Annotated in this window: 24 protein-coding genes; 9 read left to right on the top strand and 15 right to left on the bottom strand. The window is 72.3% G+C overall.

The window, feature by feature from the left end:
* Positions 1 to 4 precede the first annotated feature (4 nt).
* From ACWC2T_RS09845 to ACWC2T_RS09835, 3 genes are all read right to left on the bottom strand, one after another.
* Positions 5 to 1,132, bottom strand: coding sequence for an aminopeptidase P family protein (locus ACWC2T_RS09845; RefSeq protein ID WP_450669861.1), 1,128 nt, complete (start codon positions 1,130 to 1,132; stop codon positions 5 to 7).
* Positions 1,133 to 1,355: 223 nt separating this feature from the next.
* Positions 1,356 to 1,931 (bottom strand): PDZ domain-containing protein, encoded by a 576-nt coding sequence (locus ACWC2T_RS09840; RefSeq protein ID WP_450669860.1) that lies wholly within the window; start codon positions 1,929 to 1,931, stop codon positions 1,356 to 1,358.
* A 157-nt stretch (positions 1,932 to 2,088) separates the two neighbouring features.
* On the bottom strand, positions 2,089 to 2,955 hold the full coding sequence (locus ACWC2T_RS09835) for a LysR family transcriptional regulator (protein ID WP_450669859.1): 867 nt from the start codon (positions 2,953 to 2,955) through the stop codon (positions 2,089 to 2,091).
* 87 nt (positions 2,956 to 3,042) lie between these two features.
* Here ACWC2T_RS09835 and ACWC2T_RS09830 point away from each other — a divergent pair, with 87 nt between their 5' ends.
* The gene (locus ACWC2T_RS09830) at positions 3,043 to 3,765 is read left to right on the top strand and encodes a CTP synthase C-terminal region-related (seleno)protein (protein ID WP_450669858.1); all 723 of its coding nucleotides are present in this window, start codon (positions 3,043 to 3,045) and stop codon (positions 3,763 to 3,765) included.
* A gap of 36 nt (positions 3,766 to 3,801) precedes the next feature.
* On the opposite strand, the gene phsA is transcribed toward ACWC2T_RS09830, so the two are convergent.
* Positions 3,802 to 5,694, bottom strand: coding sequence for an O-aminophenol oxidase PhsA (phsA, locus tag ACWC2T_RS09825; protein WP_450669857.1), 1,893 nt, complete (start codon positions 5,692 to 5,694; stop codon positions 3,802 to 3,804).
* 191 nt (positions 5,695 to 5,885) lie between these two features.
* On the opposite strand from phsA, the gene ACWC2T_RS09820 reads away from it, so the two are divergent.
* Positions 5,886 to 7,403 carry a hypothetical protein gene (locus ACWC2T_RS09820; RefSeq protein ID WP_450669856.1) on the top strand — a complete coding sequence of 506 codons (1,518 nt, stop codon included), beginning with the start codon at positions 5,886 to 5,888 and terminating at the stop codon, positions 7,401 to 7,403.
* On the opposite strand, the gene cyc2 is transcribed toward ACWC2T_RS09820, so the two are convergent.
* A complete protein-coding gene (gene cyc2 / locus ACWC2T_RS09815) occupies positions 7,396 to 9,558 on the bottom strand; it encodes a germacradienol/geosmin synthase Cyc2 (RefSeq protein ID WP_450669855.1) in 2,163 nt (720 codons plus the stop codon). The two genes, ACWC2T_RS09820 and cyc2, sit on opposite strands and share 8 nt — an antisense overlap.
* Positions 9,559 to 9,705: 147 nt before the next feature.
* Between cyc2 and ACWC2T_RS09810 the strand changes: the two genes are divergently transcribed.
* Positions 9,706 to 10,614 carry an alpha/beta fold hydrolase gene (locus ACWC2T_RS09810; RefSeq protein WP_450669854.1) on the top strand — a complete coding sequence of 303 codons (909 nt, stop codon included), beginning with the start codon at positions 9,706 to 9,708 and terminating at the stop codon, positions 10,612 to 10,614.
* A complete protein-coding gene (locus ACWC2T_RS09805) occupies positions 10,611 to 11,873 on the top strand; it encodes a cytochrome P450 (RefSeq protein WP_450669853.1) in 1,263 nt (420 codons plus the stop codon). The genes ACWC2T_RS09810 and ACWC2T_RS09805 overlap by 4 nt, the downstream gene beginning before the upstream one ends.
* Here ACWC2T_RS09805 and ACWC2T_RS09800 read toward each other — a convergent pair.
* Positions 11,866 to 13,071, bottom strand: coding sequence for a damage-control phosphatase ARMT1 family protein (locus ACWC2T_RS09800; protein ID WP_450669852.1), 1,206 nt, complete (start codon positions 13,069 to 13,071; stop codon positions 11,866 to 11,868). The genes ACWC2T_RS09805 and ACWC2T_RS09800 overlap by 8 nt on opposite strands.
* 22 nt (positions 13,072 to 13,093) lie before the next feature.
* On the bottom strand, positions 13,094 to 13,741 hold the full coding sequence (locus tag ACWC2T_RS09795) for a ScbR family autoregulator-binding transcription factor (protein ID WP_450669851.1): 648 nt from the start codon (positions 13,739 to 13,741) through the stop codon (positions 13,094 to 13,096).
* 451 nt (positions 13,742 to 14,192) lie between these two features.
* Here ACWC2T_RS09795 and ACWC2T_RS09790 point away from each other — a divergent pair, with 451 nt between their 5' ends.
* On the top strand, positions 14,193 to 15,044 hold the full coding sequence (locus ACWC2T_RS09790) for a lytic polysaccharide monooxygenase (protein WP_450669850.1): 852 nt from the start codon (positions 14,193 to 14,195) through the stop codon (positions 15,042 to 15,044).
* A gap of 30 nt (positions 15,045 to 15,074) precedes the next feature.
* Here ACWC2T_RS09790 and ACWC2T_RS09785 read toward each other — a convergent pair whose 3' ends face one another.
* Entirely contained in the window at positions 15,075 to 15,728 is a 654-nt protein-coding gene (locus ACWC2T_RS09785) for a Tat pathway signal sequence domain protein (protein WP_450669849.1), read from the bottom strand.
* 725 nt (positions 15,729 to 16,453) lie between these two features.
* Here ACWC2T_RS09785 and ACWC2T_RS09780 point away from each other — a divergent pair.
* Positions 16,454 to 17,146, top strand: a complete 693-nt coding sequence (locus ACWC2T_RS09780) for a DUF6230 family protein (RefSeq protein ID WP_450669848.1) — start codon at positions 16,454 to 16,456, stop codon at positions 17,144 to 17,146.
* A 5-nt stretch (positions 17,147 to 17,151) separates the two neighbouring features.
* Entirely contained in the window at positions 17,152 to 17,610 is a 459-nt protein-coding gene (locus tag ACWC2T_RS09775) for a DUF6114 domain-containing protein (RefSeq protein ID WP_450669847.1), read from the top strand.
* 98 nt (positions 17,611 to 17,708) lie between these two features.
* On the opposite strand, the gene ACWC2T_RS09770 is transcribed toward ACWC2T_RS09775, so the two are convergent.
* The gene (locus ACWC2T_RS09770; RefSeq protein WP_450669846.1) at positions 17,709 to 18,071 is read right to left on the bottom strand and encodes an ArsR/SmtB family transcription factor; all 363 of its coding nucleotides are present in this window, start codon (positions 18,069 to 18,071) and stop codon (positions 17,709 to 17,711) included.
* Between the two features lie 140 nt (positions 18,072 to 18,211).
* Here ACWC2T_RS09770 and ACWC2T_RS09765 point away from each other — a divergent pair, with 140 nt between their 5' ends.
* Both ACWC2T_RS09765 and ACWC2T_RS09760 read left to right on the top strand, forming a co-directional pair.
* A complete protein-coding gene (locus tag ACWC2T_RS09765) occupies positions 18,212 to 18,667 on the top strand; it encodes a tellurite resistance TerB family protein (RefSeq protein ID WP_450669845.1) in 456 nt (151 codons plus the stop codon).
* Between the two features lie 28 nt (positions 18,668 to 18,695).
* Positions 18,696 to 19,709 carry an Lrp/AsnC family transcriptional regulator gene (locus ACWC2T_RS09760; RefSeq protein ID WP_450669844.1) on the top strand — a complete coding sequence of 338 codons (1,014 nt, stop codon included), beginning with the start codon at positions 18,696 to 18,698 and terminating at the stop codon, positions 19,707 to 19,709.
* A 26-nt stretch (positions 19,710 to 19,735) separates the two neighbouring features.
* Here the strand turns inward: ACWC2T_RS09760 and ACWC2T_RS09755 are convergent, their stop codons facing one another.
* The 6 genes from ACWC2T_RS09755 to ACWC2T_RS09730 form a co-directional block, all read right to left on the bottom strand.
* A complete protein-coding gene (locus tag ACWC2T_RS09755) occupies positions 19,736 to 21,130 on the bottom strand; it encodes an MFS transporter (protein WP_450669843.1) in 1,395 nt (464 codons plus the stop codon).
* 229 nt (positions 21,131 to 21,359) lie between these two features.
* The gene (locus ACWC2T_RS09750) at positions 21,360 to 22,316 is read right to left on the bottom strand and encodes an ABC transporter substrate-binding protein (RefSeq protein ID WP_450669842.1); all 957 of its coding nucleotides are present in this window, start codon (positions 22,314 to 22,316) and stop codon (positions 21,360 to 21,362) included.
* 124 nt (positions 22,317 to 22,440) lie between these two features.
* The gene (locus tag ACWC2T_RS09745; RefSeq protein ID WP_450669841.1) at positions 22,441 to 23,109 is read right to left on the bottom strand and encodes an ABC transporter permease; all 669 of its coding nucleotides are present in this window, start codon (positions 23,107 to 23,109) and stop codon (positions 22,441 to 22,443) included.
* Positions 23,106 to 23,759: an ABC transporter permease gene (locus ACWC2T_RS09740; RefSeq protein WP_351211185.1), complete on the bottom strand. Its 654-nt coding sequence runs from the start codon at positions 23,757 to 23,759 to the stop codon at positions 23,106 to 23,108. Before ACWC2T_RS09740 ends, ACWC2T_RS09745 begins: the two co-directional genes overlap by 4 nt.
* Complete coding sequence (locus ACWC2T_RS09735; protein ID WP_450669840.1) at positions 23,756 to 24,952, bottom strand: ABC transporter ATP-binding protein; 1,197 nt, start codon at positions 24,950 to 24,952, stop codon at positions 23,756 to 23,758. Before ACWC2T_RS09735 ends, ACWC2T_RS09740 begins: the two co-directional genes overlap by 4 nt.
* A gap of 331 nt (positions 24,953 to 25,283) precedes the next feature.
* A complete protein-coding gene (locus ACWC2T_RS09730) occupies positions 25,284 to 26,009 on the bottom strand; it encodes an FAD:protein FMN transferase (RefSeq protein WP_450669839.1) in 726 nt (241 codons plus the stop codon).
* Between the last annotated feature and the right edge of the window lies 1 nt (position 26,010).

Here is a 26,010-nt window from a genome sequence, read left to right as displayed (position 1 = left end):
GCTCTCAGTCCACTATGACCAGGTCACGCGTGGTGTTGTTGAGGCGGCGGCCGCCGTCCTCGGTCACCGTGACGATGTCCTCGATGCGCACCCCGAAGCGGCCGGGCAGGTAGATGCCGGGCTCGACGGAGAAGCACATGCCGGGCACGAGGGGCTGTTCCTCGCCCTCGATCATGTACGGCGGCTCGTGCGTGGTGACGCCGATGCCGTGCCCGGTGCGGTGGATGAAGTACTCGCCGTACCCGGCCGCGGTGATCACCGCGCGGGCGGCGCGGTCGACCTCCTGGCAGGCCACGCCGGGCCGTACGGCCTGGTAGCCCGCCTCCTGGGCCTCGCGCACGATGTCGTGCACCCGGCGCTCCTCCTCGGTGGGCTCGCCCACGTGGACCGTACGGGTGGTGTCGGAGCCGTAGCCGTCCATCAGCCCGCCGAAGTCCAGGACGACCATGTCGCCGCGCTCGATGACGCGGTCGCCGACCTCGTGGTGCGGGTTGGCGCCGTTGGGGCCGGAGCCGACGATGGTGAAGTCGACCTGGGAGTGGCCGAAGCGGCGCAGCAGGCCGGCGAGGTCCTGGCCGACGTCGGACTCGCGGCGGCCGGCGAAGGGAACTTTGCGGATCTCCTCGAACGTTGCATCGGCAGCGGCACCGGCGGCCGCGAGGAGTTCCCGTTCCGCCGCGTCCTTGACAGCGCGCAGCATGGGGAGGGCGTCGGTGAGAGAGGCGTAGGAGGTGTCCGGCAGGGCCCGCTGGAGGCCCAGCAGGTGCATGGCCCAGGTGTTGTCGCTGATGCCGAACCGGCCGTGGCCGTCGAGGAGGGCGGCGGTGACGGCGTAGGGGTCCTTGCCGTCGGTCCAGTCGCGCAGGGTGAGCCCGGAGGCCCCTGCCGCGTGCGCGGCGTCGGGGGCCTCCAGGGTCGGCACGACGAGCACGGGGTCCTGGCCGGAGGTGAGGACCAGCACGGTGAGCCGCTCGGTGACGGCGGTGGGCGTGTAGCCGGTGAGCCAGACCATGTCCGGTCCCGGCGCCACGAGCAGCCCCGCGAGGCCGGCGTCGGCCGCGGAGCGCGCGGCACGCTCCATGCGGGCCGCGTAGTCGGCGGCGGTGAAGAGCGCGGGCGTACTACCGGTCATCCGGGCCTCCGGGCGCGGGTCGGGAAACGGGCGACGGCGTCTCGGGCAGCATCCTGCCCGGCCGGACAGGGTCACGCGAGCCGATCGCCGGTGCTCCCCGCAGGGCGCGATCGGCTCGGAAGGGACTCGGCATGGGGCCATCATGGCGCGTGGGGCGGACGGTGACCAGCGGGTTTCCCGGAGTGACCGGGAGTTGTCGAGGCCGGGTCCCGCACCGGCCCGCTCAGATCACCACGCCCGGCACGACCGTCAACTGCTGGTAGCCCCCGCCGCGGTGACGCACGGTGAGGAGCACCTGCTGCCCGGGGCGGGCCTCGGCGACGGCCCGGGCCAGGTCGGCGGCGGTGTCGATGCGGGCGGAACCGAGCTGCAGCAGCACGTCCCCGCGGACCAGACCGGCCGCATAGCCGGGTCCGGGCACGTGCACGCCCACGACGAGCGCGCCCGCCGTGCGGGCGTCGACGGCCTCGATACCCAGGGTCGCCCCGGCCGCGGCGGCCCGGGCGGGGCTCGGTGTGGCGGCGGGGCCGGTGGGTGTGGCCCTGACCGGGGGTGTGGCCGGCGGGGCCTGGCGTTGCAGCTCGGCGAGCCTGCTCATGCCGATCACCGTGGCGCCGACCGTGCCGATGCCGACGCCGGACAGCACCAGCAGGGTGCCGGCGCACAGGACGAACAGCAGGGTCCGCAGCCGCCGTCCGCGCTGTGGCGCGGCGTGCGGGCGGCGGGGCGGGCCCGGGGTGCCGCCCTCCCGCGGGTCCTGACCGGGCATCGGCTTGGGACGCAACGCAGTCTGTTCCATGGTTCGCTCGCCTCCGACTGGTGCTCTACCCGGGGCGCCGGGCCGCGACGAGACACGAACGGGTGAGACTGGCCGGAGCGTGGCGGAGGGTAGTCATGGCCTCCAGGGGCGGGCTCCGGGGACGCCCGGCCCCTGGGGCCCCCGGCGCGGTGGGTGATCAGACCGCTCCCACCAGCCTGCGCACCATCTCCTGCGCCGCTCCCCCGGGACTCCCGCCGTGGACGAGTTCCGTGCGGTGCACGAGCCGGGGCGCGGTGAGAGGGACGGCGACCGTGCCGGGTACGGCGGTGGCGGCGGAGCGGGGCAGCAGGGCGAGGCCGTGTCCCGTGGCCGCGAGGGCGGTGAGGGTACGCAGGTCGGTGCCCTCGTAGCGCAGGGCCGAGCGGAACGCGCCGCCGCCGGTCGCGGCGCGCAGCTGGTGGAGCGGGAGGGCGGCGTCGGGCGCGTCGATCCAGCGGGCGTCGGCGAGGTCGGCCAGGCGCAGGCCGGTCCGGGTGGCGAGCGGGTGCCCGGCGGGCAGCAGGATGCTCACGGGTTCCTCGGTGAGGCCGTGCGTGGTCAGCGGCGCCACGTCCGGCAGGCGCAGCGGATCGCTGGGCGCGGCGAGCCCGTCGACGAGTCCGAGGTCGGCGGTGCCGGCGGCGACGGCGGCCGGGATCTCCTCGCGGGCGAGGACGCGCAGGGTGACTCCGGCCGACGGGAGCGCGGCGAGGACGCCGGCGCCGAGCGCGGTCGGGGTGGCGGCGAGGGTCAGACCCCGCTGGGGTGCGGCGGCCATGCGGAGGATGTCGGCGCGTGCCGCGTCCAGGCGCAGCAGCAACGGGCCCGCGTGCTCCAGGAGTCGCTCGCCGGCCGTGGTGGGCGCGACGGGCCGCCGGGTCAGCAAGGGTGCGCCCAGGTCCTGTTCGAGCGCGGCGATGTGCTGGGAGACCGCGGACTGGGTGTAGCCCAGCTCTCGGGCGGCCTCCGAGAAGGAGGCGAGGCGGGCCACGGTGACGTACGTGCGCAGCAGATGCGGGTCCATGCGGCCCAGGATCCCATCAGCGTCGCTTATCGATGGTGCAGTAATCATCGTTGGACGTGAACTCGGGCCCGCACTGAGGATGGGGGCATGACGAACACCGCCACCATCGCCCTCGTCGGCGACCGCTCCCCCAACGTCGTGTCCCACACCCGCATCCCGCTGCTGCTGCAGGCTCTTGCCGCGCACGACCAGCTGGTCCTGGACGCGTACTGGATCCCCTCCGAGGACGCCGAGGCCGAGGGCGCGGTTCTAGGGTTCGACGCCGTGTGGGTGCTGCCGGGCAGCCCGTACCGCAGCGAGGCGGGTGTCCTCGCGGCCGTGCGCACGGCGCGCGAGGAGGGCATTCCGTTCCTGGGCACGTGCGGCGGCTTCCAGCACGCGCTGCTGGAGTTCGCCCGCAACGTGTGCGGTCTGACAGGGGTGGCGCACGCCGAGAACGACCCGGACGCCGCCGACCCGCTCATCGAGCCGCTGGCCTGCTCTCTGGTGGGCCATGAGGCCGCGGTGACGATCGAGCCGGGCTCGCTGGCGGAGTCCGTTATCGGCTCTGCGCGCGCGGTCGAGCGGTACTTCTGCGCCTACGGCCCCTCCCGTCACCTCGACACGATCCGCGCCCACGGTCTGCGGTTCTCCGGGCACGACGAGGAGGGTCAGGTGCGGGTCGCCGAACTGCCCGGCCATCCCTTCTTCCTGGCGTCCCTGTTCCAGCCGGAGCTGTCCGGCGACGGCTCGCGCCCCCACTCGATGGTCCGGGCGCTGGCGCGAGCCGCGGTCGAGCACGCCGCGTCCCGGCTCGCCCGGCCGGCGTGACCGCCCGCCGGCCGGTCCGCCGGTACCGGTGCGGCGTCAGCCCGTGTGGCCCTCCCCATGGCCGCCGTGTGCCCCGCCGTGGTCGAACTTCATCGCCTCGGGCGGCATCACGACGAAGGGCCGCATCATGCCCATGTCCTCGTGCTCCAGCAGATGGCAGTGGTACATGAACCGGCCGTACGCCCCGTCGAAGCGGCCCATGACCCGCAGCATCTGGCTGCCCGGCACCCGGAAGACGTCCTTGTTGCCCCGCTCGTTGGGCGCGAGCGGGATCGCCCGGCCGGCGTCGTACCGGATCGGCGTGCGGGTGCCGCCGACGGCCGGGTCGAAGCCCGAGACGTCGTAGGCATCGCGCCCGAGCAGCTGGAAGTCGGCCAGATGGATGTGCATGGGGTGGACGATGGGCGCGAGGTTGAGGAAGCTCCACTGCTCGTAGCCGCCCTCGGCGATGGTGAAGCCGAGGCCGTCGTTGAACGTCCGGGAGGTGCGCCGGTAGGTCTTCGTGGTGCCGTCGGGCCCGGTGACCTGCACGATGCCGTCGGCCGGGAGCGTGAGGCCGCTCGGATCCTCGACCTCGGTCAGCTCCCAGATCTCCGGGTGGCCGCCGGCCCCCTTGGTGGCGGGCGGGGTGAGCAGGATCAGGCGGTGGCCGTGCGGGAGGTCGTGGGTCAGTCGGCGGAAGGACCCGGAGAGCACCTCGGGCAGCTCGAAGGTGTCCTCCGCACACGTCTCGCGGACCCGGAACTCCAGGACGTGCGGGTAGCGCACGTTGCCGACCGGGTCCGGCACGCCCGCCGGCTGATCGGGGCCCTTGTTCACCAGCCGCAGGGTGCGGCCCGCCAGCGCACGGAAGTCGACGAGCAGGTCGAAGCGCTCGGCCGGCGCGGCGGTCAGCGTGGGCAGGTCACCGTCGAAGTCGATCGGCACCGGGCGCGGCAGCAGCCCGCCGTCGCTGCCGATCTGGTGCACGACGCCCGGCACCGGGTTGCCGTCCTCGTCGATCAGCACGAGCTCGAAGATGCGCGCGTTCGAGGCGTTGACCAGTCGGAAGCGGTACCAGGCCGCATCCACCTCGGCGTACGGCCAGATACGGCCGTTGACCGTGGTGTACGCGCCGGTGAACGGGATGGAGACCGGCTTTCCGGTCTCCGGGTTGCTCTGCTGGACGATCACCGTCTTGTGCAGCAGCCGGCCGTTGAGGCGGCCGTCCTCGTCGGTGTCGAGGTTCCGGTCGGCGAGGAGCAGCGGTATCTCCCGCTCCCCGGACGGCAGACGCAGGGCGTCCTCCTCCTCGTCCCGGACGAGGTAGGTGCCGTACAGGCCCGTCATCACGTTCCACCGCGTGATGTTCATCGCGTGGTCGTGGTACCACCACTGCACCGCCTGGTGGTCGTTGGGGTACTCCGACAGCTGGGCGTCGCCGTACCCGACGGCGTTGTCCGCCCAGCCGTCGTTGCCGCCGCCGGTCTGGGCGCCGTGGAGATGCGTCACCGTCCAGGCGGGCAGCGCGGCGACGTCCTTGTCGGGCTCGACGCCCTCGCGGCCGGGATCGGTGCTGGGCGGCGGCGTGCCGGGTGCGCGGGCGGGCACCTCGACCGAGGTGACCGGGTACTCGCTGTCCTTCGGTATGCGGTTGGTCCAGGCGATGCGGACGCGCTGTCCGCGCCGCACCTCGATGGTCGGGCCCGGCACCTGCCCGTCGTACCCCCACATCAGGGTCGGTGGCAGCTGCGGGTGCAGGCGCACCCAGGCCGGGCGGATGGCGATCTCGGTCTCGCGCAGGACGTCCGCGGAGGCCGGGCGCAGGACGGGCGGGACGGGCAACGGCTCGACGTACGGCGTCAGTTCGGCGGTGACCGGCGTTTCGTCCGGCTCCTTCTCCGCCTGCTGCCCGGCCGCGCCGGTGGTCCGCTCGATGAGGTCGGTCAAGCTGAACACCCCCGTGTGTTCTGGTCTCGTTCCCTCACCCTGCAAGACTCCCGGCGGCTCACCGAAGTTCCCTGAATGTCCGCTTCCGCGCACGAAGGGCCGAAAAGCAGCGGGTGTCGGGGCGGGCGGAGCCGGGCGGGGCCGGGCGGGGCCGGACGGCGTTGTCAGTGGCGGCTGTTACGTTCTGTGACATGACCGATCACGCCCTGCAGCTGCTGCGGCAGCACCGGCACCTTGCCGAACTGGCAGCTTTTCCCTTCGAGTTCGACCTGGACCGGGCCGACCACGGCCACGTCGAACCGGTCCGCCTGGGCTCGGGCGGCCCGCTGGAGGTGATAGCGGGCGACGACTCCGGCGGCACGTACTTCCTGTGCGCGGACGGCTCGATGCTGTACGCCGACTCGGAGGGCGGGGCCGGGATCATCGGGGCGAGCGCGGACGAGGCGCTGGAGATCATGATCGGCCTGCCCGGCTGGCGGGACTACGTCGACCTGTCTCCGGCGGACGGCGAGGAGGCGATCCTCGCGTACGTGACCGAGACGGAGGACGAGATCCGCGAGTGCTACGGCTTCGACGCCGAGCGCGTCGAACTGCGCGCCGCGCTCGGTCTGCCGGAGCGTTCCCCGGTGGAGCTGATCGGCATGCTGCACGCGGCCCTGCTGCGCACCGAACCGGACCATGTGCTGCTCAACGCCGAGGAGGGGATGGCCTATCGGCTGCTGGACAGCCATCCCCGCCCGCCGCTGTGGGAGCGGGTGCTGGCCGAGGGCCGCGCCGGGCTCGCCCGGCTGCGCGCCGGGGACACAGCCGTGGCCGACGACCCGCTACGGCGCCGGCTGGTGCTGCGGGCCGCGCAGTTCGACCGCGCGGACAGTGACCTGCCCATGCTGCGGCTGCTGCTGCGCCGGGAGGCGGAGTCCTCGATGAGCGACGAACTGCGGCTCGCGGCCGTTCTGGTGGGCCTGCACGGGGATCCCGCGGACCTGCCGCTGCTGCACGAGGTGCGCGAGAGGGACTACGACACCTGGTGCGGCCTCGGCGGCATACCGGACCCGGACGCCGACGCGACCGAACTACGCCGATGGGCCGAGGGCCTGGACGACTCCCTGTTCGGCACCGACCCGTCCGACGAGCCGGAGTCGACCTGGACCGACCTGGCCGCGGCGCAGGGGCTCACCGAGCTGGCCCGGGTGACCCTGATCCGGCAGCTGGACGCAGTCGTCATGAACCAGAGCCTGCTGCGGCGGCCCGGCGCCCCCGCCGCCATCGACCCCTCCGCGCTCGGTTCCCTGGCCTACGACTTCGAGGACCTGGGCGACCTGGAACAGGCGCTACGGGCCCGGCGGCTGTACGCCGCGCTGCGGGAGTCCGCCTGGGACCGGGTGTCGGCGCTGCGGGACCAGGCGCGGCTGGAGCGCGAGACGGGCAGGCTGGTCCCAGCCGCGCGGACCCTGGCCAGGGTCCGGGACATCGTCATCTCCCCGGGCGACGACTCGCTCGGACACTGGCGGGAGGTGAACCTCGGCCGGCACCTCGCCCAGGAGCACTACGCCCTGGCCCGCGCCCTGGCCGAGGCGGACCTCCTTCAGGAGGCCCGCGCGGTCCTGGCGGGTGGCGAGGCGATACGCGGCGAGCTGGGCGGAGCGGCCGGCGCGGGACTGGACGCGGCCGCGGCGGAGGTGGCGGAGCGGGTGGGCGAGGTCAGCTGACGAGCTGGACGGGCGGCGCGGGGGCACGGTCGGGCAGGAAGCCGTGTGCGCGGCGGTCCAGCCACGCGGCCTTGTAGCGGTCCACGTTCCGGTGCCAGTTCAGGATCCCGGCGAGCCAGTTCTGCAGGTCGAGGACATAGCCGTCCATCGCGGCCCGCCCCGCCTCCGAGAGCTCGAAGTCGTCGTACAGCACGGGCAGTTCGTGCGCGATGACGTGCTCGAACTGCTGCATGCGCTGGGTCGTCAGGTCGTGGACGACACCGAGGGCGGCCGGATGGTCCACGCCGAAGAAGTTCTGTACGACGAGGACGGCGTTGTGGATCTCGCCCTCGTACTCGATCTCCTTCTGGTAGGAGAAGATGTCGTTGAGCAGACAGGCGTAGTCGATGGCGGCGTTCTCCAGCGAGCGCACCGGGCCGCTGCGGTACACCTGAGGTGGGACGGCGGGGCCGTGGCCCATCCGGCACAGGCTCAGGGTGAGGTCGGAGCCGAAGGTGGCGCGCCGCATCTCCAGGTAGTCGACCGGGTCGGGGATGCGGTTCTGCAGCTGGTTGGACAGCTCCCACACCCAGCTCTCGGTCATCGTGTTCACGGCGGCCTTCAGGGTGCGCCGCTGGTCGGCGGTCATGCCGGCCGTCGTCCGCGCCCACAGGTCGACGAGCCCCCGCTCCAGCGCGTTGGCAGGGACGAGGGCCGGCTCGCCGTCGACGGGCATGCACTGCGACAGCCGGGCCGTGGTCAGCCGGGCGGCGGCGAGGTCCCGACGGCGGCCGTGGACCAGCGGGTAGTAGTCGTCGCCGTACGTCCCCCAGGCGAGCCACTGGGCGCTGAGGTCGAGGGCCTCGGGGGTGGCATCGGGGTCCAGGCCCGCGGCGCACAGTGCGAGGTCGGCGGCGGCGAGCCTGTCCTCGTCCCAGACGCCCTCCTCCAGGATGCCCATGCGGTGCGACCAGCCGACGAGGCCCAGGCGTGCGTCGTCGAGATGGGGGCTCAGTTCGAGCCGGTACGGCATGTGGAACTCGGGCAGGACGGACGGGCCGACCTTCTGGTACGGCAGGTGGGTGTAGGCGCGCAGGCGTTCCTGCGCGGCCGAGGCGAGGAGCGCGCCGACGTCGGCGGCGGAGATGCCGGAGCCGCTGGGGAGCTGCCAGGGCGAGCCGGGTTGCGCTCCCTTGTTCATGTAGCGGCTGGAGCGCATGTGCCATTCGTGGCCGCCGGACTGCCAGTCCTGCAGTCCCTTGGTGTAGGCGGCGACCGCGGCGACCTGGTCCGGGGTGAGGCCCTTCTCCAGGGCCACGGCGGGGACTTCGGTGAGCGCGGTGTGCTCGAACTGGTGCAGGCGTGAGGTGAGGATGTCGTTGACGGTCTCGGCGGCCTCCTGGGTCGTACAGCCGAAGAAGGTCTCCAGCACGAGCACGCCGTTGCTGTTCTCGCCCTCGTCCTCGACCTCGCGCTGGTAGGAGAACAGGTCGTTGCGCAGGTGGACGGCGTCGGAGAACGTCTCCATCAGGACCCGCAGCGGCCGGGTACCGGCGACGGCGGCGGGCACCTCGGCGGTCGCGTACTCCACGAGCCCGGCCGACCAGGGGGCGCCGCCCACCTTGCGGCGCATCTCGATGTACTCGACCGGGTTGGCGATGCGCCCCTCGTTGATGTTCGACAGCTCCCACATCGACTCGTTGAGCAGGTGCTCGGTGGCCACGGAGAAGCGGCGGCGCCAGTCCACCGACATGGACGGCACCGTGCGCGCCCACAGGTCCTTCAAGCCCGCCTCGACGGGATTCTCCGGCTCCGGCACGGGGGTTGCCGGATCGAGCGGCATGAACAGGGGCAGGCGGTCCAGGTGGGCCTTGCCGGCGGCGCGATCCTGGGTGCGCTTGTACATGTCGAGGAAGTGGTCGTCGAAGAAGAACACCCACACGTACCAGTCGGTGATCAACGAGAGAGCGGGTCCGTCGCAGTCGGGGTGGGTGTAGGAGCACAGGAGCCCGTAGTCGTGCGCCTCCAGGTCGGCCTGGTCCCAGATCCCGGAGCCTTCCAGCATGCCCATCTCGCGTGCCCATTCGGTCGAGTGGGCACGCGCCTCGTCGAGGTGCGGGTTGAGCCGCGCGGGATACGGCATGTAGAAGTGCGGGAGTTCGAACGGCTGCGTCATGGCCGGGCCCTACCCGCGGCCCGCAACACCCATCCGTCGCACGGGACATGATCACACCATCGCGTGAACCGCCCCCGAACCGGGCACCTTCCGGTATGCCCCGTCCGTGCCCTTGCCGTGCCCCCGCCGGCGGGCCACGGTAGGCGCATGACCTCCTTCGTGCTGCCCCATGAGGTGCACGGCGACGGCGCCCACAAGGTGTTCGCCGTGCACGGCTGGTTCGCCGACCGGTCCGCCTACGCCGCCGTCCTGCCGGACCTCGACCGCACCTCCTTCAGCTACGCGCTCGTCGACCTGCGCGGCTACGGCGAGGCCCGGGACGCGGCGGGCTTGTACACGACGGCCGAGGCGGCCGGGGATCTGGTGGAGCTGGCCGACCGGCTGGGCTGGGACCGGTTCTCGGTGATCGGGCACTCGATGGGCGGCGCGGTGGCCCAGCGGTTGGCGGCGCTCGTCCCGCACCGGCTGCGCCGGATGGTCGGTGTCTCCCCGGTGCCGGCCTCGGGAGTGCCGCTGGCCGGCGAGCAGGGCGCGCTGTTCACCGACGCCGCGCACAAGCCGGAGAACCGGCGCGCGATCATCGACTTCACCACCGGGGGCCGGCGTCCGGCCGCCTGGCTGGACCGGATGGTCGCCCGTTCGCTGGAGTGCAGTGACGCCAAGGCGTTCCGGGCCTGGCTGGACTCGTGGGCGGGCGAGGACTTCCACGCCGACGTCGAGGGGAGCCAGGTGCCCGCGCTGGCCGTGGCCGGGGAGCTGGACCCGGCCCTGCCGCCCGAGGTCATGCGGCAGACCTGGATGTGCTGGTATCCGCGTGCCCAGCTCGTGGAGCTGCCGTTCGCCGGCCACTATGCCATGGACGAGTCCCCGCTGGACCTGATCCGCGCGGTCGAGGACTTCCTGCGAGCGGACACCGAAGACCCTGCGGACACCGAAGACGTTGCGGGCACCGAAGACCCTGCGGACGCGGAAAGCCCTGCGGACACAGAGAACCCTGCGAGCGCCGAGAACACCGCGGCTGCCGGGGCCGCTGCCGGCGAGAGCGAGCCGGTGTGAGCGTGCCCGAGGCCCGGCCGGTGCCCGACGTGTTCGACCCGCGCCGGTACGCCGTCGGTGTGCCGTACGACGACTACCGCCTGCTGCGCGACCACCACCCGGTCGCCCGGCAGGAGGAGCCGGAGGTGCTGGGCTGGCCGGCCGGGCCGGGGTTCTGGGCGGTGACCCGGCACGCGGACGTCGTCCGGGTGCTGAAGGACGCCACGACGTACTCCTCCCACCTCGGCGCGACCCAGATCCGCGACCCCGATCCGGAGGATCTGCCCTTCATACGCCGCATGATGCTCAATCAGGACCCGCCGCTACACGGTCGGTTGCGGCGTCTCGTGAGCCGGGCGTTCACACCGGGCCGGATCGACCGGTTCACGGCCGTCGCCCGGGACCGGGCGCGCACCCTGCTCGCCGGGGCGCTGCAGCAGGCGCGGGACGGGGACGGCACGGCCGATCTGGTGGCCGGCGTCACCGACGAGTACGCCCTGCTGAACCTGGCGGACCTGCTGGGCGTGCCGGAGAGCGACCGGCGGCTGCTGCTGCACTGGACGCAGCGGGTCATCGGCTACCAGGACCCGGACGAGGCCGGTCCCCCGGTGCTGGACGCGACGGGCAAGCCGGTCAATCCGCGGTCCCCGGCGATGCTGAAGGACATGTTCGCGTACGCCGGGCAGTTGGCCGTGCACAAACGGCGGTATCCCGCCGACGACATCATGACGACCCTCGCCCATGACAGCGACCTCTCGGGCGCCGAGCTGGAGATGTTCTTCTTCCTGCTGACGATCGCGGGCAACGACACCGTCCGCAGCGCCGCCCCCGGCGGGCTGCTGGCCCTCGCGGAACACCCTGAGGCGTACGCGTCGTTGCGCGACGGCAAGGTGGGACTCACCAGCGCGGTCGAAGAGTTGCTGCGCTGGCACCCGCCCGTGCTGACCTTCCGGAGGACCGCCGCGCGGGACACCGAGCTGGCGGGGCGGCGGATCCGGGCCGGTGACAAGGTCGTGGTCTTCCACGCCTCGGCCAACCGGGACGAGCGGGTCTTCGCCGAACCGGACCGCCTCGCCCTGGCCCGCTCGCCCAACCCGCACGTGTCCTTCGGCGACGGCCCGCACGTGTGCCTGGGCGCCCACTTCGCGCGGCTGCAACTACGGCTGCTGCATGAAGAGGTGCTGCGGGTGCTCCCCGAACCGCGGCTCGCCGCACCGGCCGGACGTCTGGTGTCGAACTTCATCAACGGCATCAAGTCGCTGCGGATGCAGCTCACTTGACGTCGCGCCCGGAGACCTGGATCAGCGCGTGGGTGCCGCTGGTGCGCCAGCGCCCGTCCTCGGCCGCCACCAGCGCGGCCTCGGTCCGCGCGGACAGGCCGGTGATCACGTCGGACTTCAGGGTGCGCAGCGCGGCGACCGGGCCGGGGAAACAGGCGGTCGTCTCCTGGAACGGCGTGGTCGGCGGCCAGAGCCGGTCGCCCACCAGGCGCCGGTAGTTGAGGTCGCCCTTGAAGACGGTCAGCGTGGCCGCGGCGAACTCGGCGCGCAGGTCCTGAGGCATCTCCGCGTACGGCAGCGGGGCGCAGGAGAAGGGATGGGCGCGCACGGTGAGGCGGCCGTCGGCCAGGGCCGACCAGAGCACGCGCGCGTACTCGGCGGCCGCGCCGGAGGCGACGCGCAGCCGGTGCAGCGCGTCGACGACGTCGGCGGTGGTGGCGTCGGAGACGTAGTACGGGTACGGCTTGACGTGCAGCACCACCCGCGCGGCCCGGCCCTCGGCGAGGAGATGGGCGGTCAGCAGCAGGTCCGGGACGAGTTCACGGCCGGCGTTGTCCGCGACCAGGACGAGTGTGGCCGCTCCGCCGGGCGGCAGCAGCGACCACAGGGCCGCGCTGTCGTCGGCGACCAGCGCGGGGGCCGGTTCCGGTTCCCGGTCCTGGGCGCCCCCGGCGTCCTCGGCGGAGAGCCGGAAGCCGAGGTCGGCGCGGTTGCCCCAGAGCGAGCCGTGCAGCAGGGCCCGCGCCCGCTCCTCCTCCGGCAGGCCGGGCAGGACGTCCAGCGCAGTCAGTTCCTCGTCAGTCTCCGGCGCGTCGAGCTCGGCGCGCTTGAACGGGCCGAAGGGGTCGATGCCCTGCCAGGGGCCGGGTCCGAACCAGCCGACGGCGTCCAGCAGCCGACGGTAGAAGTAGCTCTCGGACCACAGCCACGGCACGTCGTACCAGGAGCGCCCGGCACAGCCGGGCAGGCCCCACTCCTGCCACCGGTCCCGGTCCGGGGCATCGGCGGGCAGCGGCTCCACCGCCCCCTCGGTACAGCTCTTGAGCAGCTCGTCCAGCGCCCGGTGCTGCGCGGGGCCGTAGGGGAAGGCGTCCCGTACCCGGCCGATGATCGCGGGGTGCCGCTCGGCCAGCACGCTGTGCGGGAAGGAGCCTGGTTCGTTGCCGAGGATCACGGGTGCGAACGGGGTGGGGGGCATGTCCGTCACCGTACCGCGCGCCTCAGACGGTTCTGGTCTCCCGCTCCAGCTGCGTGGCGAGTGTGACGTAGCGGGGGCGGCGGTGCACCGGGACCACGCTCCGGATCAGGAGGTGCCACATCTCGGCGACCCGGCGCGGAAGCCGACCGGCCGGTTCGAGCGAGCGGCCGGCGACCCGGGTGCCGACGAAGAAGGAGACCAGGGAGTGCGCGACCATGCCGACGTCGAGATCGCCGTGCACATCGGACTCCCTGACGGCTCCAGTGAACTTCCGGTTGGCGAATTCCAGCCACTCGGTGAACGGATGCCTCAGGGGCGGCCGTACGGCGACGTCGGCGGTGGCGAGACGCAGCGCGGCACGCGGCACCGGGTCCTCCACGGAGAGTCTGGCGATCCCGAACGTGGTGCGCATCAGGGCCTCCAGCGAGGAGCAGCCGCGGCTCTCGACCTCGGCGACGATTGATTTCGCGGCGCCTGCGCTGAGTTCGAGGATGGCGTGGGCGAGGTCCTCCTTGGCGGCGAAGTGAAAGTACAGCGCACCCTTGGTGACCTTTGCGTGTGCGACGATGTCACTCAGGCTCGTGGACTCGTAGCCTTGCCGGTCGAACAGATCGGCTGCGGCCGTGATGATCGTGGCCCGGGTCTGTTCGGCGCGTAACTGCCTCGCCATCCTGGGACCCCCTCCTCGCGACTCGTACGAACGGGACATGCGGTTTGTTCTTAACCCCCTGCATACGATAACTCACCGAGTGACAACGGGAGTCCGGGGGTGCGCGGTCGGTTTCCCGACCCGGCCGCACCGGCGGCTCCGGCGCCGGACGGAATCCGGGCGGTCCATGAACGACGAGACCAGGACGGTATCCCCCTTCCTTGCCGGGCTTCGCTCGGCAGCCGTGGGGCGGCGGGTGCCGGAACCATGATCGCCACGATACGAGGGCGACCGCCGGCTCCTCAACGGGGTCTTGAGTCAGGCGCGAAACAGCCGAACCGGTCGGTGCTTTCACGCCCCCCGGACCATCGATAAGCCGATCCGCACGCCAGTCCGGCTGAACACCCGGAACGCCACCGCCGTACTGGACCGCGCAGACCCCGTTCCCGCGCCCGCCGAGGAGACATCCCGGATGACCCGGATGACCGCCCGCCTGAGCGTCACGGCGGCCGCCACCGCGGCCCCGCTCCTGCTCCTGTCGTGGGCGGCGGGGTCTGCCCAGGCGCACGGGGCCCCCACGGATCCGGTCAGCCGGGTCTACGCCTGCTCCCCCGAGGGCGGCGACGCCGCCCGCTCGGCGGCCTGCCGGGCCGCTGTCACAGCGAACGGCGCGCCCTTCACCGCGTGGGACAACCTGCGCGTGGCAGGGGTGAACGGCCGTGACCGGCAGGTGATTCCGGACGGCAGACTGTGCAGCGGGAACCTTCCGGCGTACCGGGGCCTGGACCTGGCGCGGCGGGACTGGCCGGCGACCCGGCTCAGGCCGGGGGCCGCACTGACGATGACGTACGCCTCGACGATCGCGCACACGGGCACGTTCCGGCTGTATCTGACCAAGCCCGGCTACGACCCGGCAAAACCGCTCAGTTGGTCCGATCTGCCGGGGCGACCCTTCGCGCAGGTCACCGATCCACCGCTGCGCGACGGGGCGTACCACATCGCCGCGACACTTCCGCGGGACCGGACAGGGCGTCAGATTCTGTACACCGTCTGGCAGAACAGCAGCACGCCGGACACCTACTACTCGTGTTCCGACGTGGTCTTTCCGGAGCAGGGCGAGAAGAACGAGAAGGGGGCGGGGGGAGGATCGGGAGCAGGGGCGGCGAAGGCCGCGCAGGTGGCGACGGCGGCCCCGGCCCCCGCCGCGGGCGGTCGGGCCGCCGGGGACACGGGCCCATCGGCGCCCGTGCTTGCGGGCGGCGCCGCCACGGTGCTGGTGCTCACCGGGGGCGCCGCCCTAGCAGTGCGTCTACGACGACGCTGAACTCTGCGTCTCTGCTTGGCGGAAGGCCGCTCAGTTGACGTAGACCGGGGTGCCCCCGTCCGTCACGGGCGCGTACTTGGCGGTGAAGTAACCGTTGGCGAAGCACAGCGACGAACCGGAGGTCTTGGTGAACTGCTGGTTGGTGAAGCTGATGCTGTTGTCGGTGTTGTCGGCCTTCCCGGTCAGGGAGGCCGCCTGGTAGACGCAGGTGATGGAGCCCAGCAGGGTGCGCAGCTTGACCGTGGTCTGGATGGTGGAGCCGCTCGCCGGCGAGACGGTGAGGGTGCCGTCGGAGGCGATCGTCGCGGTGTAGGGCAGGTTGTCGACGGTGATGCTGCTGACCCCGAGGACGCCGACGACGTTGCTGGTGCAGGAGCTGGAGTCGAAGGTGTGCCCGGTGACGGACTCGGTGGCCGTGCCGGGAGCGGTCGGGTTGCCGGTGACCGTGGCGGTGAACTGCGAGGACGTGCAGGTGACGCCGCTGGTGCCGGTCGCGCTGGAGTAGAGCGTGGCGGAGGTGCCGGCGGCCAGCGGCGCGGTGAGGGTGTCGCCGGTCGCGACGGCGGTGCCGCCCGCGCTGCCGGTGGTGAGGACGGCGCCGCCGTCGGCGGAGGCGGGGGCGGCGACCGCGAGGGCGAGGGCGGTTGCGGTGCCGACGAGGGCGAGAAGGGATCGCGTACGCATGCGGGTTTCTCTTTCCTGGGTGGGGTCCGGATGAGGTGGGCGGGGGTTGGCATGTGGTCCGGTTGACAGTTGGTGGGGTGGCAGTTGCGCGGGGTTGCCGTTGGAGGGTGGCAGGTGCGCGGGGGCGCAGAGTGCCTGAGTGGCCGGCGAGTAATGCCGTATCGACGGGGTGCGGCGATGTGTGCGTGCCGCCGACGCAGGACCGTGCGCCTTCTCCGTACGCGACGGTCCGGCGACGGCGGCGGCCCGGACACCGGCCGAAGGCCCGGGGGTAGGCCTTCGGCCGGGCCGGCAGGGGGCGGCCGCGCACGGCCAGGGGGGAGTGGCCATGCGGGCCGCACCGATGTGAACGGTTTCTGCCGGCGGGGGTGAGCGGTCGGCGTGAGAGGCCGGGAAGCGCATGCGGTGCCGCTCGGCGGATCCGGCGCCACGGATCCGTGGAAGCAGGGGAAGTTGTAGACCTGATCAACCGTCAACGTCAAGTCTGGAAAAGGCAGTTGTGGACCGCCATCGCAGCTCGCGCACATCCGGCACGCTTTTTTCACATCCGCCTTGACCCCCAGAAGTAACCGGCGGTAACTTCCTCGCAGGCTACTGCCGCGTAACGAGAAAGCCCTTGCTCCGCCGGGGTGCGAGGAGGTGTACGCGACAGTCGTCGTCCGCGCCAGGACACCGCGCCGCTGAACCCCCCACCCCGCATCGATCCATGCCCATGGGAGCAGACAATGGCCTCGTCCCCGGACGTCCCGTCCGTCGGCAACACGCCCGAAAACCCGGAAAACGGTTCACCCTCCGAAGCGCACGCGGCCGGCACGGGCGGCGGAGAGAGACGGGGCCGGGTACGGGCCCGCCGGGCCGCGGTGATGGCGGTGCCCGCCACCCTCCTCGCCGCCGGTCTCGCGGTGCTCACCGCCCAGGGGGCCCTGGGCGTGCAGTTCGCGATCTCCGGCATGCCGTTCACGGTCACCGCGACGGAACTGAACGGAACCGGTTTCGAGCAGTTCGGCGGCCTCGACACCATGGCGGACGGCAGCCCGAACGCCGGGAACACCGGCGGCCAGGAGCTCGTGGTGACCTCCGCCATCAAGAACGCCACGCTCGACCATCTGTGCCAGAGTGTCGACCTCGGCGGCACCAACCTGCTGATCACCGCGGGCGGTGGCGCGGACAAGGTACAGGCGAGCGATCTGACCACGGACTCCACGGAGCTGTCCGGCAACGCCGCGTTCAACAACATCGAGATCGGCAACGACGCCAGCACGCTGACCAAGGCGGGCGTGAAGGGCCCGATCGGCGTGTTCAGCCAGCAGGCCGACACCGTGCACATCGCCAACCTGCGGCAGACCAACTACGCAACGACGGCCGGTGTGTTCAAGCTTCCCAGTCTCAAGCTCCGCTTCAGCGGCTCGGGTTGCTGATCGCGGTGAGCGACCGTCCACGTCAGGGTGCACGGGCCGCCTTCCGCAGGTGGCGGGCCCGCCGGCCGTTCTGGGGCGGGCTGCTGCTCGCCCTGGCCGGCGGCGAGATCCTGCTCACCGAGAAGGCCTCGCTGAAGGTCGTGATGCACATCGGCATGCAGGGGGCGGCCGGCTATCTGCTGCCGACCCTGATGGCGCTGCTGGGCCTGCTGATCCTCTTCAACCCGGCGCAGCGGCTCTTCTACTCCATCACCGGCGTCCTGCTCTCCCTGGGCACCTGGGTCACGTCCAACCTGGGCGGCTTCTTCATCGGCCTCCTGCTGGGCGTGACCGGCAGCTGCCTCGCCTTCGGCTGGCTCCCCGACCAGGAACCCCGCATCAGCCGCCGCACCCGCCGGAAGCAGCAGAAGGCGGCGGGCACGCGGGCCGAGGGTGCCAACGGCGCGGAGGGCCTGACGGCCTGACGGCCCCACGACGACGTACGAAACGCGATGTACGGCCGGGCCCCGCGCGTGGCCGGTCGTCGCCACGGTGAGCGCCGTTCACCGGGCCCGTCGGGGCCTCACAGGCCACGGAGGCGGCGGGCCGGGGCGGCTGTGGCCCGTTCGGCGAGCCGGTCGACGATGAGGCGTACGACGTCGACGACGGCGCCCTGCCCGGCGGCGTCCACGAAGTACACCTGACGGCGGCCCTCGCGACGGGAGCGGACCAGCCCGGCGAGCTTCAGCTTGGTCAGGTGCTGGCTGACGGCGGGCAGGGCGCCGCCGACCCGCTCGGCGAGCCCGGTGACGTCGCTCTCCCCCTGGATCAGCGCCCACACGAGGTGCAGCCGGGCGGGCGAGGCGAGCAGTCCGAAGGCGGCGGCCGCCTCGGTGAGCACCTCGGCGGAGGGGTCCTGGTAGCCGGTGCCGGGCGCTGTCGCCACTGTCGCCTTCCCTCCGCGTCCTGTGCCGCGTCTGTTCGGTCCGTGTGCGGGGGTTCAGTGTAGGTCGGCTGGAACTTCCCGGCGGTCCCGGGAGTTTCCACGGTGCTGTAGAGGTGCGGCGACCGATATGAGGAGTTCACATGGCCCTGTGGGACCGCGTCAAGGAGTCGGCGTCGCAGATACAGACCCAGTTGGTGGCGAAGAAGAACGACCTGAAGAGCGGCGCGTTCCGCGACGCGAGCATGGCGATGTGCGCGCTCGTGGCCGCGGCGGACGGGACGGTGGACCCCTCGGAGCGCCAGCGGGTGGCCCAGCTCATCGCCACGAACGAGGTGTTGCAGAACTTCGCTGCGGACGACCTCAGGCGCCGTTTCGAGGAGAACCTGGGCAAGCTGACGGCCGACTTCGCCTTCGGCAAGGTGAGCGTGCTGCAGGAGGTCGCCAAGGCGAAGAAGAAGCCGGCCGAGGCTCGGGCCGTGATCCAGATCGGCATCGTGATCGGCGGCGCGGACGGCGACTTCGACAAGACGGAGCAGGCCGTGGTGCGCGAGGCGTGCTACACGTTGGACCTGCCGCCGCACGAGTTCGACCTCTGAGCCCGCAAGGACGCGCGAGGACGGTGGCATGCTCGACGATCTCGACCGTGCCCTCATTCACGCCCTCCACCTGGACGGCCGGGCGCCGTTCAGCAGGATCGGCGAGGTGCTCCGCGTCTCGGCACAGACCGTGGCCCGCCGCTACCGCCGGCTGCGCCACGAGGCCGGGCTGCGGGTGGTGGGCCTCGCCGACCCGGACCGCGCGGGCCGCGCCCAGTGGTTGGTGCGGCTGACGGCGACGGCGCGCTCGGCCCAGGACATCGCCGGGGCTCTGGTACGGCGGCCGGACACGTCCTGGGTGAAGCTGACTTCGGGGGGCACCGAGATCACCGCGGTGATCCACGCCCCGGCCGAGGACTCCTCCCCCGGCTCCCTGCTGCTGCACGACGTCCCGCGCACCGGCGGCATCACGGCCGTCTCCGCGCACTGCCTGCTGCACACCTACCTGGGCGGCCCCGCCAACTGGCGGCGCAGCGCCCAGGCCCTCGACGAGCGGCAGCGGGCGGCACTGGAGTACCGGCTAAGCGCCGAGGGGGTACGGCAACCGGGCCCGGACGACGCCGAGCTGCTGGCCGCACTGGAGCGGGACGGGCGGGCCGGGCAGGGGGAGCTGGCCCGGGTGACCGGCTGGTCGCCCACGACCGTGGCCCGACGGCTGGCCGAACTGCGCGCGTCAGGCGCCCTGTTCTTCGACGTCGAGGTGGACGCCGGGCTCTTCGGGGTCCGCACCCGGGCCCTGCTGTGGCTGTCGGTGCGGCCGGCGAACCTGGAGCAGGTCGCGCTCGCCCTGGCCGGCCATGACGAGCTGGCCTTCGTCGCCGCGACCACCGGCCGCACGAACCTGGTCGCCCAGGCGCTGTGCCGTGACCCGGCCGACCTGCACCGTTACCTCACCGGGCGGCTCGGTGCGCTTCGGGAGATCGACGCGCTGGAGAGCAGTCCTGTGCTGCGGACGTTGAAGGCGGCGAGTCCGGTGCTGACGGATCTGGCGAGGGTGCGGCGGGGACAGCCGGGCACGGCGCCTGCCGTGCGGGGCGGTTGAGACCCCTTACCGGGCCCTCCGGGCGCCTAAGAAGCTGCCTCCGCCGCCCCGACCGGCCTGCTCGCCGCCCAGGCCACGACCAGCAGCCCCACCGCCACCCAGCACGCCGCCTGCGGTGCGCCCGGGCCCGTCCCCGCGAGGTAGGTGCTGCCGAGGACCGCCACTCCCAGGGTGGCCCCCAACTGCTGTACCGCGTTGAGCAGTCCGGCGGCCGAGCCGACCTCCTGCGGACGCAGGGGGTGCAGGGCGAGGGTGAAGAAGGCGGGCGTGAACAGGCCGGCGCCGAGGCCGACGAGGGCGAGGGCCGGCAGCAGCGCGCCCGGGTAGTGCCCCGGCGCGGTCGTGCGGTACGCGGCCACGGCGGCGAGCAGTCCGGCCAGCAACAGCCCGATCCCGTACGGCATGACCCGCCGCCCGTGCCGCCGTACCAGCCGCGAGCCCGCCCACCAGGAGGCGAGGGCCAGACCGGCGGACCACGGCAGCAGGCTCAGTCCGGACGCCAGCACGCCTGTTCCGGCGTCGAGTTGGAGCTGGAGGACGACCACGACGGTCAGCCCGTTGGTCACCGCGAAGAAGGCGGTGGAGGTGACGAGAGCGGCCGGGAAGCCGCGGTGGGTGAACAGGCTGGGCTCCAGCAGCGGACGGGCCGTGCGCCGCTGGTGCCGGGCGAAGCCGGCGAGCACGAGCAGTCCGGTGCCGAGCAACAGCCACTCGCGGGCGTGCAGTTGGCGCAGGTTGCCGCCGATCAGCGGGTACACCAGGAGTCCGGTGCCGAGGGCGGCCAGTGCGGTGCCGGGCCAGTCGAGGGCCGGGCGGTGCGGGGCGCGGTTCTCCGGCAGGTTGCGGGCGAGGGCCAGCACCGCCGCGGCCACCGGCACGTTCACCAGGAACGCGGACCGCCAGGACGAGCCGAACAGGTCGGCGTGGGTCAGCACTCCGCCGACGACGGGTCCGCAGACGGCGGCGAGCCCCATCACCGGTCCGATGCTGCCCAGCGCCTTCGCCGTCTCCGCGCCCGAGAACATCGCCTTGATCAGCCCGATGGTCTGCGGAATGATCAGCGCCGCCGCGGCGCCCTGCACGGCCCGGAAGGCGATGAGCAGGCCAGGGGACGGGGCCAGTGCACAGGCCACGGACGCCGCCGTGAACAGCGTGACGCCGAGGACGAACATACGGCGCCGGCCCGCGATGTCCCCGAGCCGCCCGCCGGTGATGAGCAGCACCGCGAACGGCAGGGTGTAGGCGGCGCCGAACCACTGGACGTCCGAGACCGGTCCGCCCAGGTCGGCGTGGACGGCGGGCGCGGCCACCTGTACGACGGTCGCGTCCAGCAGGTTCATCGCCTCGCCGAGCAGCAGGGCGGTCAGGCCCGCCCACCGCCTGCGGCAGTCAGTGGCTACGGCCATGTGTGCTGTGGTCATGGGAGTTCCGCTGTTCCTCTCGCGCTCGCCGAGGGGGCCGGGACCGGCCCTGGGGCAGCATGGGAGAGCGAGGAGGACGGGCTCCATCGGGAGCGGCGTGTATGCGGATTTCTTCCATCGACCGCGCTGTGCCTGAAGAAAACTCACAGGGGGAAAGCGCGACGCGGGTGCTCCCGGTACCGGGAGCACCCGCGTCGGCGTGTGCGGGGTCGTATCGAGGGGTCGGGCGTCAGGCGAGGCCGGCGGACTTCAGCCAGGCCTGGGCCACGTCCAGCGGGTCCTTGCCCTGGCCCTGCACCTGGGTGTCCAGCTCCAGCAGGGTCGCGGTGTCGAGCTTGGCCGAGACCGCGTCGAGCGCGTCGGCGCCCTTCTGGGGCAGGGCACCCTTGCGGACGAGCGGCTGGACGTTCTCGAACCCGAAGAGGTTCTTCGGGTCCTGCAGGACGACGAACTTCTCCTTGGAGATGGTCGGGTCCGTGGTGAAGATGTCCGCGGCCTGTACGGCGTTCTTCTGCAGCGCGGCCTGGGTGAGCGCGCCGCCCGCGTCGAGCGCCTTGAACGACTTGAACTGCAGGCCGTAGACCGACTTCAGGCCCACCAGCCCCTGCTGCCGGGTCTGGAACTCCGGCGAGGCGCCGATGACCAGGTCTTTCGCGACGTCCTTCAGGTCGGCGATGGTCGACTTCTCGGTGAGGTGGTACTTCTGCGCGGTGGCCGCGTTGAGCGTGACCGAGTCCTTGGACTGCGCCGCCGCCGGCTTGAGCAGGGTGAGGCTGGACTCCAGCTTGGCCTCGATGGCCGTCGTGGTGGCCTCGGCCGTCGTCGGCTTGGCCTTCGGGTCGAGGTAGGCCAGCAGTGCGCCGTTGTACTCCGGCAGCAGCTTGATGGAACCGTTCTTGATCAGGCCGTAGGTGGTCTCGCGGCTGCCGATGTTCGGCTTGTAACTGACCTTGATTCCCTTGGCCTTGAGGGCTTCGCCGTAGATGTCGGCGAGCAGGGTGCTCTCGGGGAAGTTGTTGGATCCGACGACCACGGTGTCGCCGCTCGCCTTGCTGTCCGTCAGCGGATTGCCGCCGGAGTCCTTGGAGGAACAGCCCGCCAGCAGAGCCGTCGCCGCCGCGAGGGCGACCACCGCCGCGCCTCGGTTCCTCCGGATGGACCTGCTGATGCGGTTGATGGAAGTCACCCACCGATCCAATCCAGCCGGTTCTCGGTCAGTCAAGGGCGGCGGATCACCGATTGGCCTCGATCTGCGGTCGCTTGTGCGCCCGGGGGCAGTCGCTGGTGCAGAGAGCAGCCGCCCGCAGGCGTCAGCTGCTCCGCCGTACCCCCGGTGAGACCGTGAGCCGGGAGGCCGCCCAGAACACCACGAGGGTGGCCAGGGCGAGTCCGGCGACCAGGGTGGCGCCCCCGACCACCTTCTCGTAGTTCCTCTGGTAGAGACCGTCGATGATGTAGCGGCCGAGTCCGCCGAGACTGACGTAGGCGGCGATGGTGGCGGTGGAGACGATCTGGATGGCCGCGGTGCGCAGGCCGCTCAGGATGAGGGGGAGCGCGACCGGCAGCTCGACCTGGAAGAGCACCCTGGCCTCGGGCATGCCCATGCCGCGGGCGGCGTCCACGGGCGAGGGGTCGACGGAGCGGACCGCCTCGTAGGTGGTGACCAGGATGGGCGGTACGGCGAGCACGACCAGCGGGATCATCACCGGCAGCAGACCGAGTCCGATCCAGATGAACATCAGGACCAGCAGACCGAAGCTGGGCAGGGCCCGGCCTGCCGTGGCGATCAGGGCCAGGGCGTTGCCGCCACGGCCGTAGTGGCCGGTGACCAGGCCGACGGGCAGTCCGATCAGGGCGGCGAACAGCAGTGCTTCCAGGGAGTACGTGACGTGTTCGGCGAGCCGGACGGGGATGCCGTCGTAGCCGTGCCAGTGGGCGCTGTCGCTGAAGAAGGCGTGCGCGAAGTTCAGGACGTTCACCGGGTGGCACCCTTCCTCGGCATCCAAGGGGTGAGGAGGCGGCGGACGAGGACCAGCAGGGCGTCGGCGAGGATGCCCAGCAGCGCTGTCGTCAGGACCGAGTTCACGGCCAGGGCGGGCCGGTGGTAGGTGGTGGCGTCGTTGAGCATGTTACCGAGCGCGCCCTGGTTGCCGATGAGCATGCCGACGCTGACCAGGGAGAAGCTGGAGACGACCGCGACCCTGAGGCCCGCGATGATCGCGGGTGCGGCGATGGGCAACTGGACCTGGAGATATCGGCGTACGGCGCCGAAGCCCATGGCCTGTGCGGCGGCCAGGGTCTCCTGCGGCACCGAGCGGACGCCGTCCACGATCCCCGGCACCAGCACCACCAGGCTGTAGACCGCGAGCGGGATCATCACCGTGGTCTCGCTCTGCCCGAAGTAGTCGATGAGCACGACGAAGAAGGCCAGCGAGGGGATGGAGTAGAGCACGGTGGTGATGCCGAGGACGGGCGGGTAGACCCAGCGGAAGCGGACGCAGAGCTGGGCCACGGGCAGCGCGACGAGCAGCGCGGCCAGCACCGGCAGCAGACCCTCGCGCACATGCAGGCCGACGAGCCCGAGGTAGCTGTGCTGGAGGTCGCTCGGCAGGTCGAAGAAGCCGTTCACTGCGCGGCCTCGAGGTCGGCACCGTCCGCGGTCCGGCCGTGCTCGGCGTCGGTGCCGTCCGCGGTCCGGTCGCGCTCGGCGGCGGCGCGGTCCGCTGCCCGGCCGTGCGCGGCGCGGATGGCCTCGCCGATGACCTGCTGGGAGACGACACCGACGGCGCGCCCCTCGCCGTCCACCGCGACGGCCCAGCCGGTCGGTGAGAGCACCGCCCCGTCGAGCGCGGTGCGCAGCGAGTCCGTTCCGGGCACGAACGGCCGCCCGTGATCGAGGAGTTGGTCCCGGGCGACGGCCCCGGCGGTGAGCCGGTCCGGCTCGCTCCAGCCGAGCGGCCTGCCGTCGGGGTCGGTGACGAGGAGGTAGGGGGCCTCGGCGCGGGAGGCGATCTCGTCGGCGCCGGCGCCGTCGGCCACGATCGGCGCGGTCTGCAGCTCCAGTCCGGCGGACGGGAAGAAGGACAGCCGGCGGATGCCGCGGTCGGCCCCGAGGAAGTCCTCCACGAAGGGGTCGGCGGGCGCGCTGAGCAGTTCGGCGGGCGGGGCGAACTGGGCGAGCCGACCGCCGGTGCGCAGCACGGCGACCATGGTGCCGAGCTTGATCGCCTCATCGATGTCGTGCGTGACGAAGACGATGGTCTTGCCCAACTCGTCCTGGATACGCAGCAGTTCGTCCTGAAGCCCCTTGCGCACCACGGGGTCGACGGCGGAGAACGGCTCGTCCATCAGCAGCACCGGCGGGTCGGCGGCGAGGGCCCGGGCCACGCCGACGCGCTGCTGCTGGCCACCGGAGAGCTGGTACGGGTACCGCTTGGCGAGGGAGGCGTCGAGGCCGACCCGTTCCATCAGCTCGGCGGCTCGCGCGCGGGCCTTCTGCTTGCTCCAGCCGAGCAGCCGGGGCACGGTGGCGATGTTGTCGAGGATGGTGCGGTGCTGGAAGAGTCCGGCGTTCTGGATGACGTAACCCATCGACCGGCGCAGGGTGTTGACGGGCTGCTGCCGGATGTCCGTGCCGTCGAGGAGGATGCTGCCCTCGGTGGGCTCCACCATCCGGTTGATCATCCGCAGGGTCGTCGTCTTGCCGCAGCCGGAGGGCCCGACGAGGACGGTGATCGCGCGGTCCGGTATCTCCAGCGAGAGCCGGTCGACCGCGACCGTGCCGTCCGGATACCGCTTGGTGACTGACTCTATCCGTATCAAAACGCCGAATGCCCTTCGGGTCTGGCGGATTTCCGCCCGCTTTCGGCCACGGTCGTCGCTGCGCAGCCCGTTGCGGGGAGAGTCTAGACCGCGAGTGTTTCAGCATTCTGTCGGACGAGCGCCGGGGGGAGCTGCCATACGCCGGGAGCGGAGGCGGTTGCCGGTCAGCCGGCTGCCGACGGCGGCCCAAGCCGGCCCGTCGGCCCCCAGCGCGAAGGCGGCCGTGGCGGTGGCGCCCGCTGCCGGGAGCGTCCAGACCGCGAGTGTCAAAGCGTTCTGCCGGACCAGCGTCGGGGGGGAGCCCGTACGCCGGGAGCAGGGCGGATGCCGGTCAGCCGGCTGCCACCGGCAGGCCCGGGCTGCGGAGCACGCGCCGTGCGGTGTCCACCGCGAACACCTCGCAGCCCGGGCGGGCGGCGGCCCAGGCCGGTCCGTCGGCGCCCAGCGCGAAGGCGGCCGTGGCGGTGGCGTCCGCCTCGGTCAGGGTCGGGGCGACCACGGTGAGGCTGAGCAGGCCCGTGGCGGGGCGTCCGGTGCGGCCGTCGAGGATGTGCTCCCCGCGCTCGTACCGCCCGGAGGTGGCCACGGCCGCGTCGGTGACCGCCAGCACGGCACAGACCCGGTCGGCCTGTTCCGGGTGCCGGATCCCGACCCGCCACGGCCCGCCGGAGACGACCACGTCACCGCCGGCGTTGAGGCAGAACCGCCGCGCCCCGGCCGCCGCCAGCAGCCGGGCCGCCCGCTGCACCGACCAGCCCTTGACCACCGCGCAGGGATCGAGGCCCCGGCCGGGCAGCCGCGCGTCGAAGGCACCGCCGGTCTCGGCCCGGTACCGCTCGCACAGGCCGAGCACCTCCTTCAGGTCCGCGCTCAGCTTGTCGTCCGCCAACTCCCCGCGCCCGTACCGGGACACCTCGCTCCCGGGCTTGAACGGACTGAAACGGGCGTCCACTTGGCGCAGCCAGGCAAAGACCAGGTCCGCGGCCGCGCCGAGCTCGCCCTCGTCGTCGATCCGCAGCGAGACGGGGAACCCCATGACGTGCTCGACACGCCGCACC

The organism is Streptomyces sp. NPDC001393, from assembly GCF_053597455.1.
Note: the sequence above shows the minus strand (reverse complement) of the source record. Positions and strands in the feature narration are given on the sequence as shown.

Excerpts from the sequence above, each read along its gene's own strand:
- ACWC2T_RS09845 (WP_450669861.1), bottom strand. The coding sequence starts at position 1,132 with ATGACCGGTAGTACGCCCGCGCTCTTCACCGCCGCCGACTACGCGGCC.
- ACWC2T_RS09840 (WP_450669860.1), bottom strand. The coding sequence starts at position 1,931 with ATGGAACAGACTGCGTTGCGTCCCAAGCCGATGCCCGGTCAGGACCCG.
- ACWC2T_RS09835 (WP_450669859.1), bottom strand. The coding sequence starts at position 2,955 with ATGGACCCGCATCTGCTGCGCACGTACGTCACCGTGGCCCGCCTCGCC.
- ACWC2T_RS09830 (WP_450669858.1), top strand. The coding sequence starts at position 3,043 with ATGACGAACACCGCCACCATCGCCCTCGTCGGCGACCGCTCCCCCAAC.
- ACWC2T_RS09820 (WP_450669856.1), top strand. The coding sequence starts at position 5,886 with ATGACCGATCACGCCCTGCAGCTGCTGCGGCAGCACCGGCACCTTGCC.
- cyc2 (WP_450669855.1), bottom strand. The coding sequence starts at position 9,558 with ATGACGCAGCCGTTCGAACTCCCGCACTTCTACATGCCGTATCCCGCG.
- ACWC2T_RS09810 (WP_450669854.1), top strand. The coding sequence starts at position 9,706 with ATGACCTCCTTCGTGCTGCCCCATGAGGTGCACGGCGACGGCGCCCAC.
- ACWC2T_RS09800 (WP_450669852.1), bottom strand. The coding sequence starts at position 13,071 with ATGCCCCCCACCCCGTTCGCACCCGTGATCCTCGGCAACGAACCAGGC.
- ACWC2T_RS09795 (WP_450669851.1), bottom strand. The coding sequence starts at position 13,741 with ATGGCGAGGCAGTTACGCGCCGAACAGACCCGGGCCACGATCATCACG.
- ACWC2T_RS09790 (WP_450669850.1), top strand. The coding sequence starts at position 14,193 with ATGACCCGGATGACCGCCCGCCTGAGCGTCACGGCGGCCGCCACCGCG.
- ACWC2T_RS09785 (WP_450669849.1), bottom strand. The coding sequence starts at position 15,728 with ATGCGTACGCGATCCCTTCTCGCCCTCGTCGGCACCGCAACCGCCCTC.
- ACWC2T_RS09780 (WP_450669848.1), top strand. The coding sequence starts at position 16,454 with ATGGCCTCGTCCCCGGACGTCCCGTCCGTCGGCAACACGCCCGAAAAC.
- ACWC2T_RS09765 (WP_450669845.1), top strand. The coding sequence starts at position 18,212 with ATGGCCCTGTGGGACCGCGTCAAGGAGTCGGCGTCGCAGATACAGACC.
- ACWC2T_RS09760 (WP_450669844.1), top strand. The coding sequence starts at position 18,696 with ATGCTCGACGATCTCGACCGTGCCCTCATTCACGCCCTCCACCTGGAC.
- ACWC2T_RS09755 (WP_450669843.1), bottom strand. The coding sequence starts at position 21,130 with ATGACCACAGCACACATGGCCGTAGCCACTGACTGCCGCAGGCGGTGG.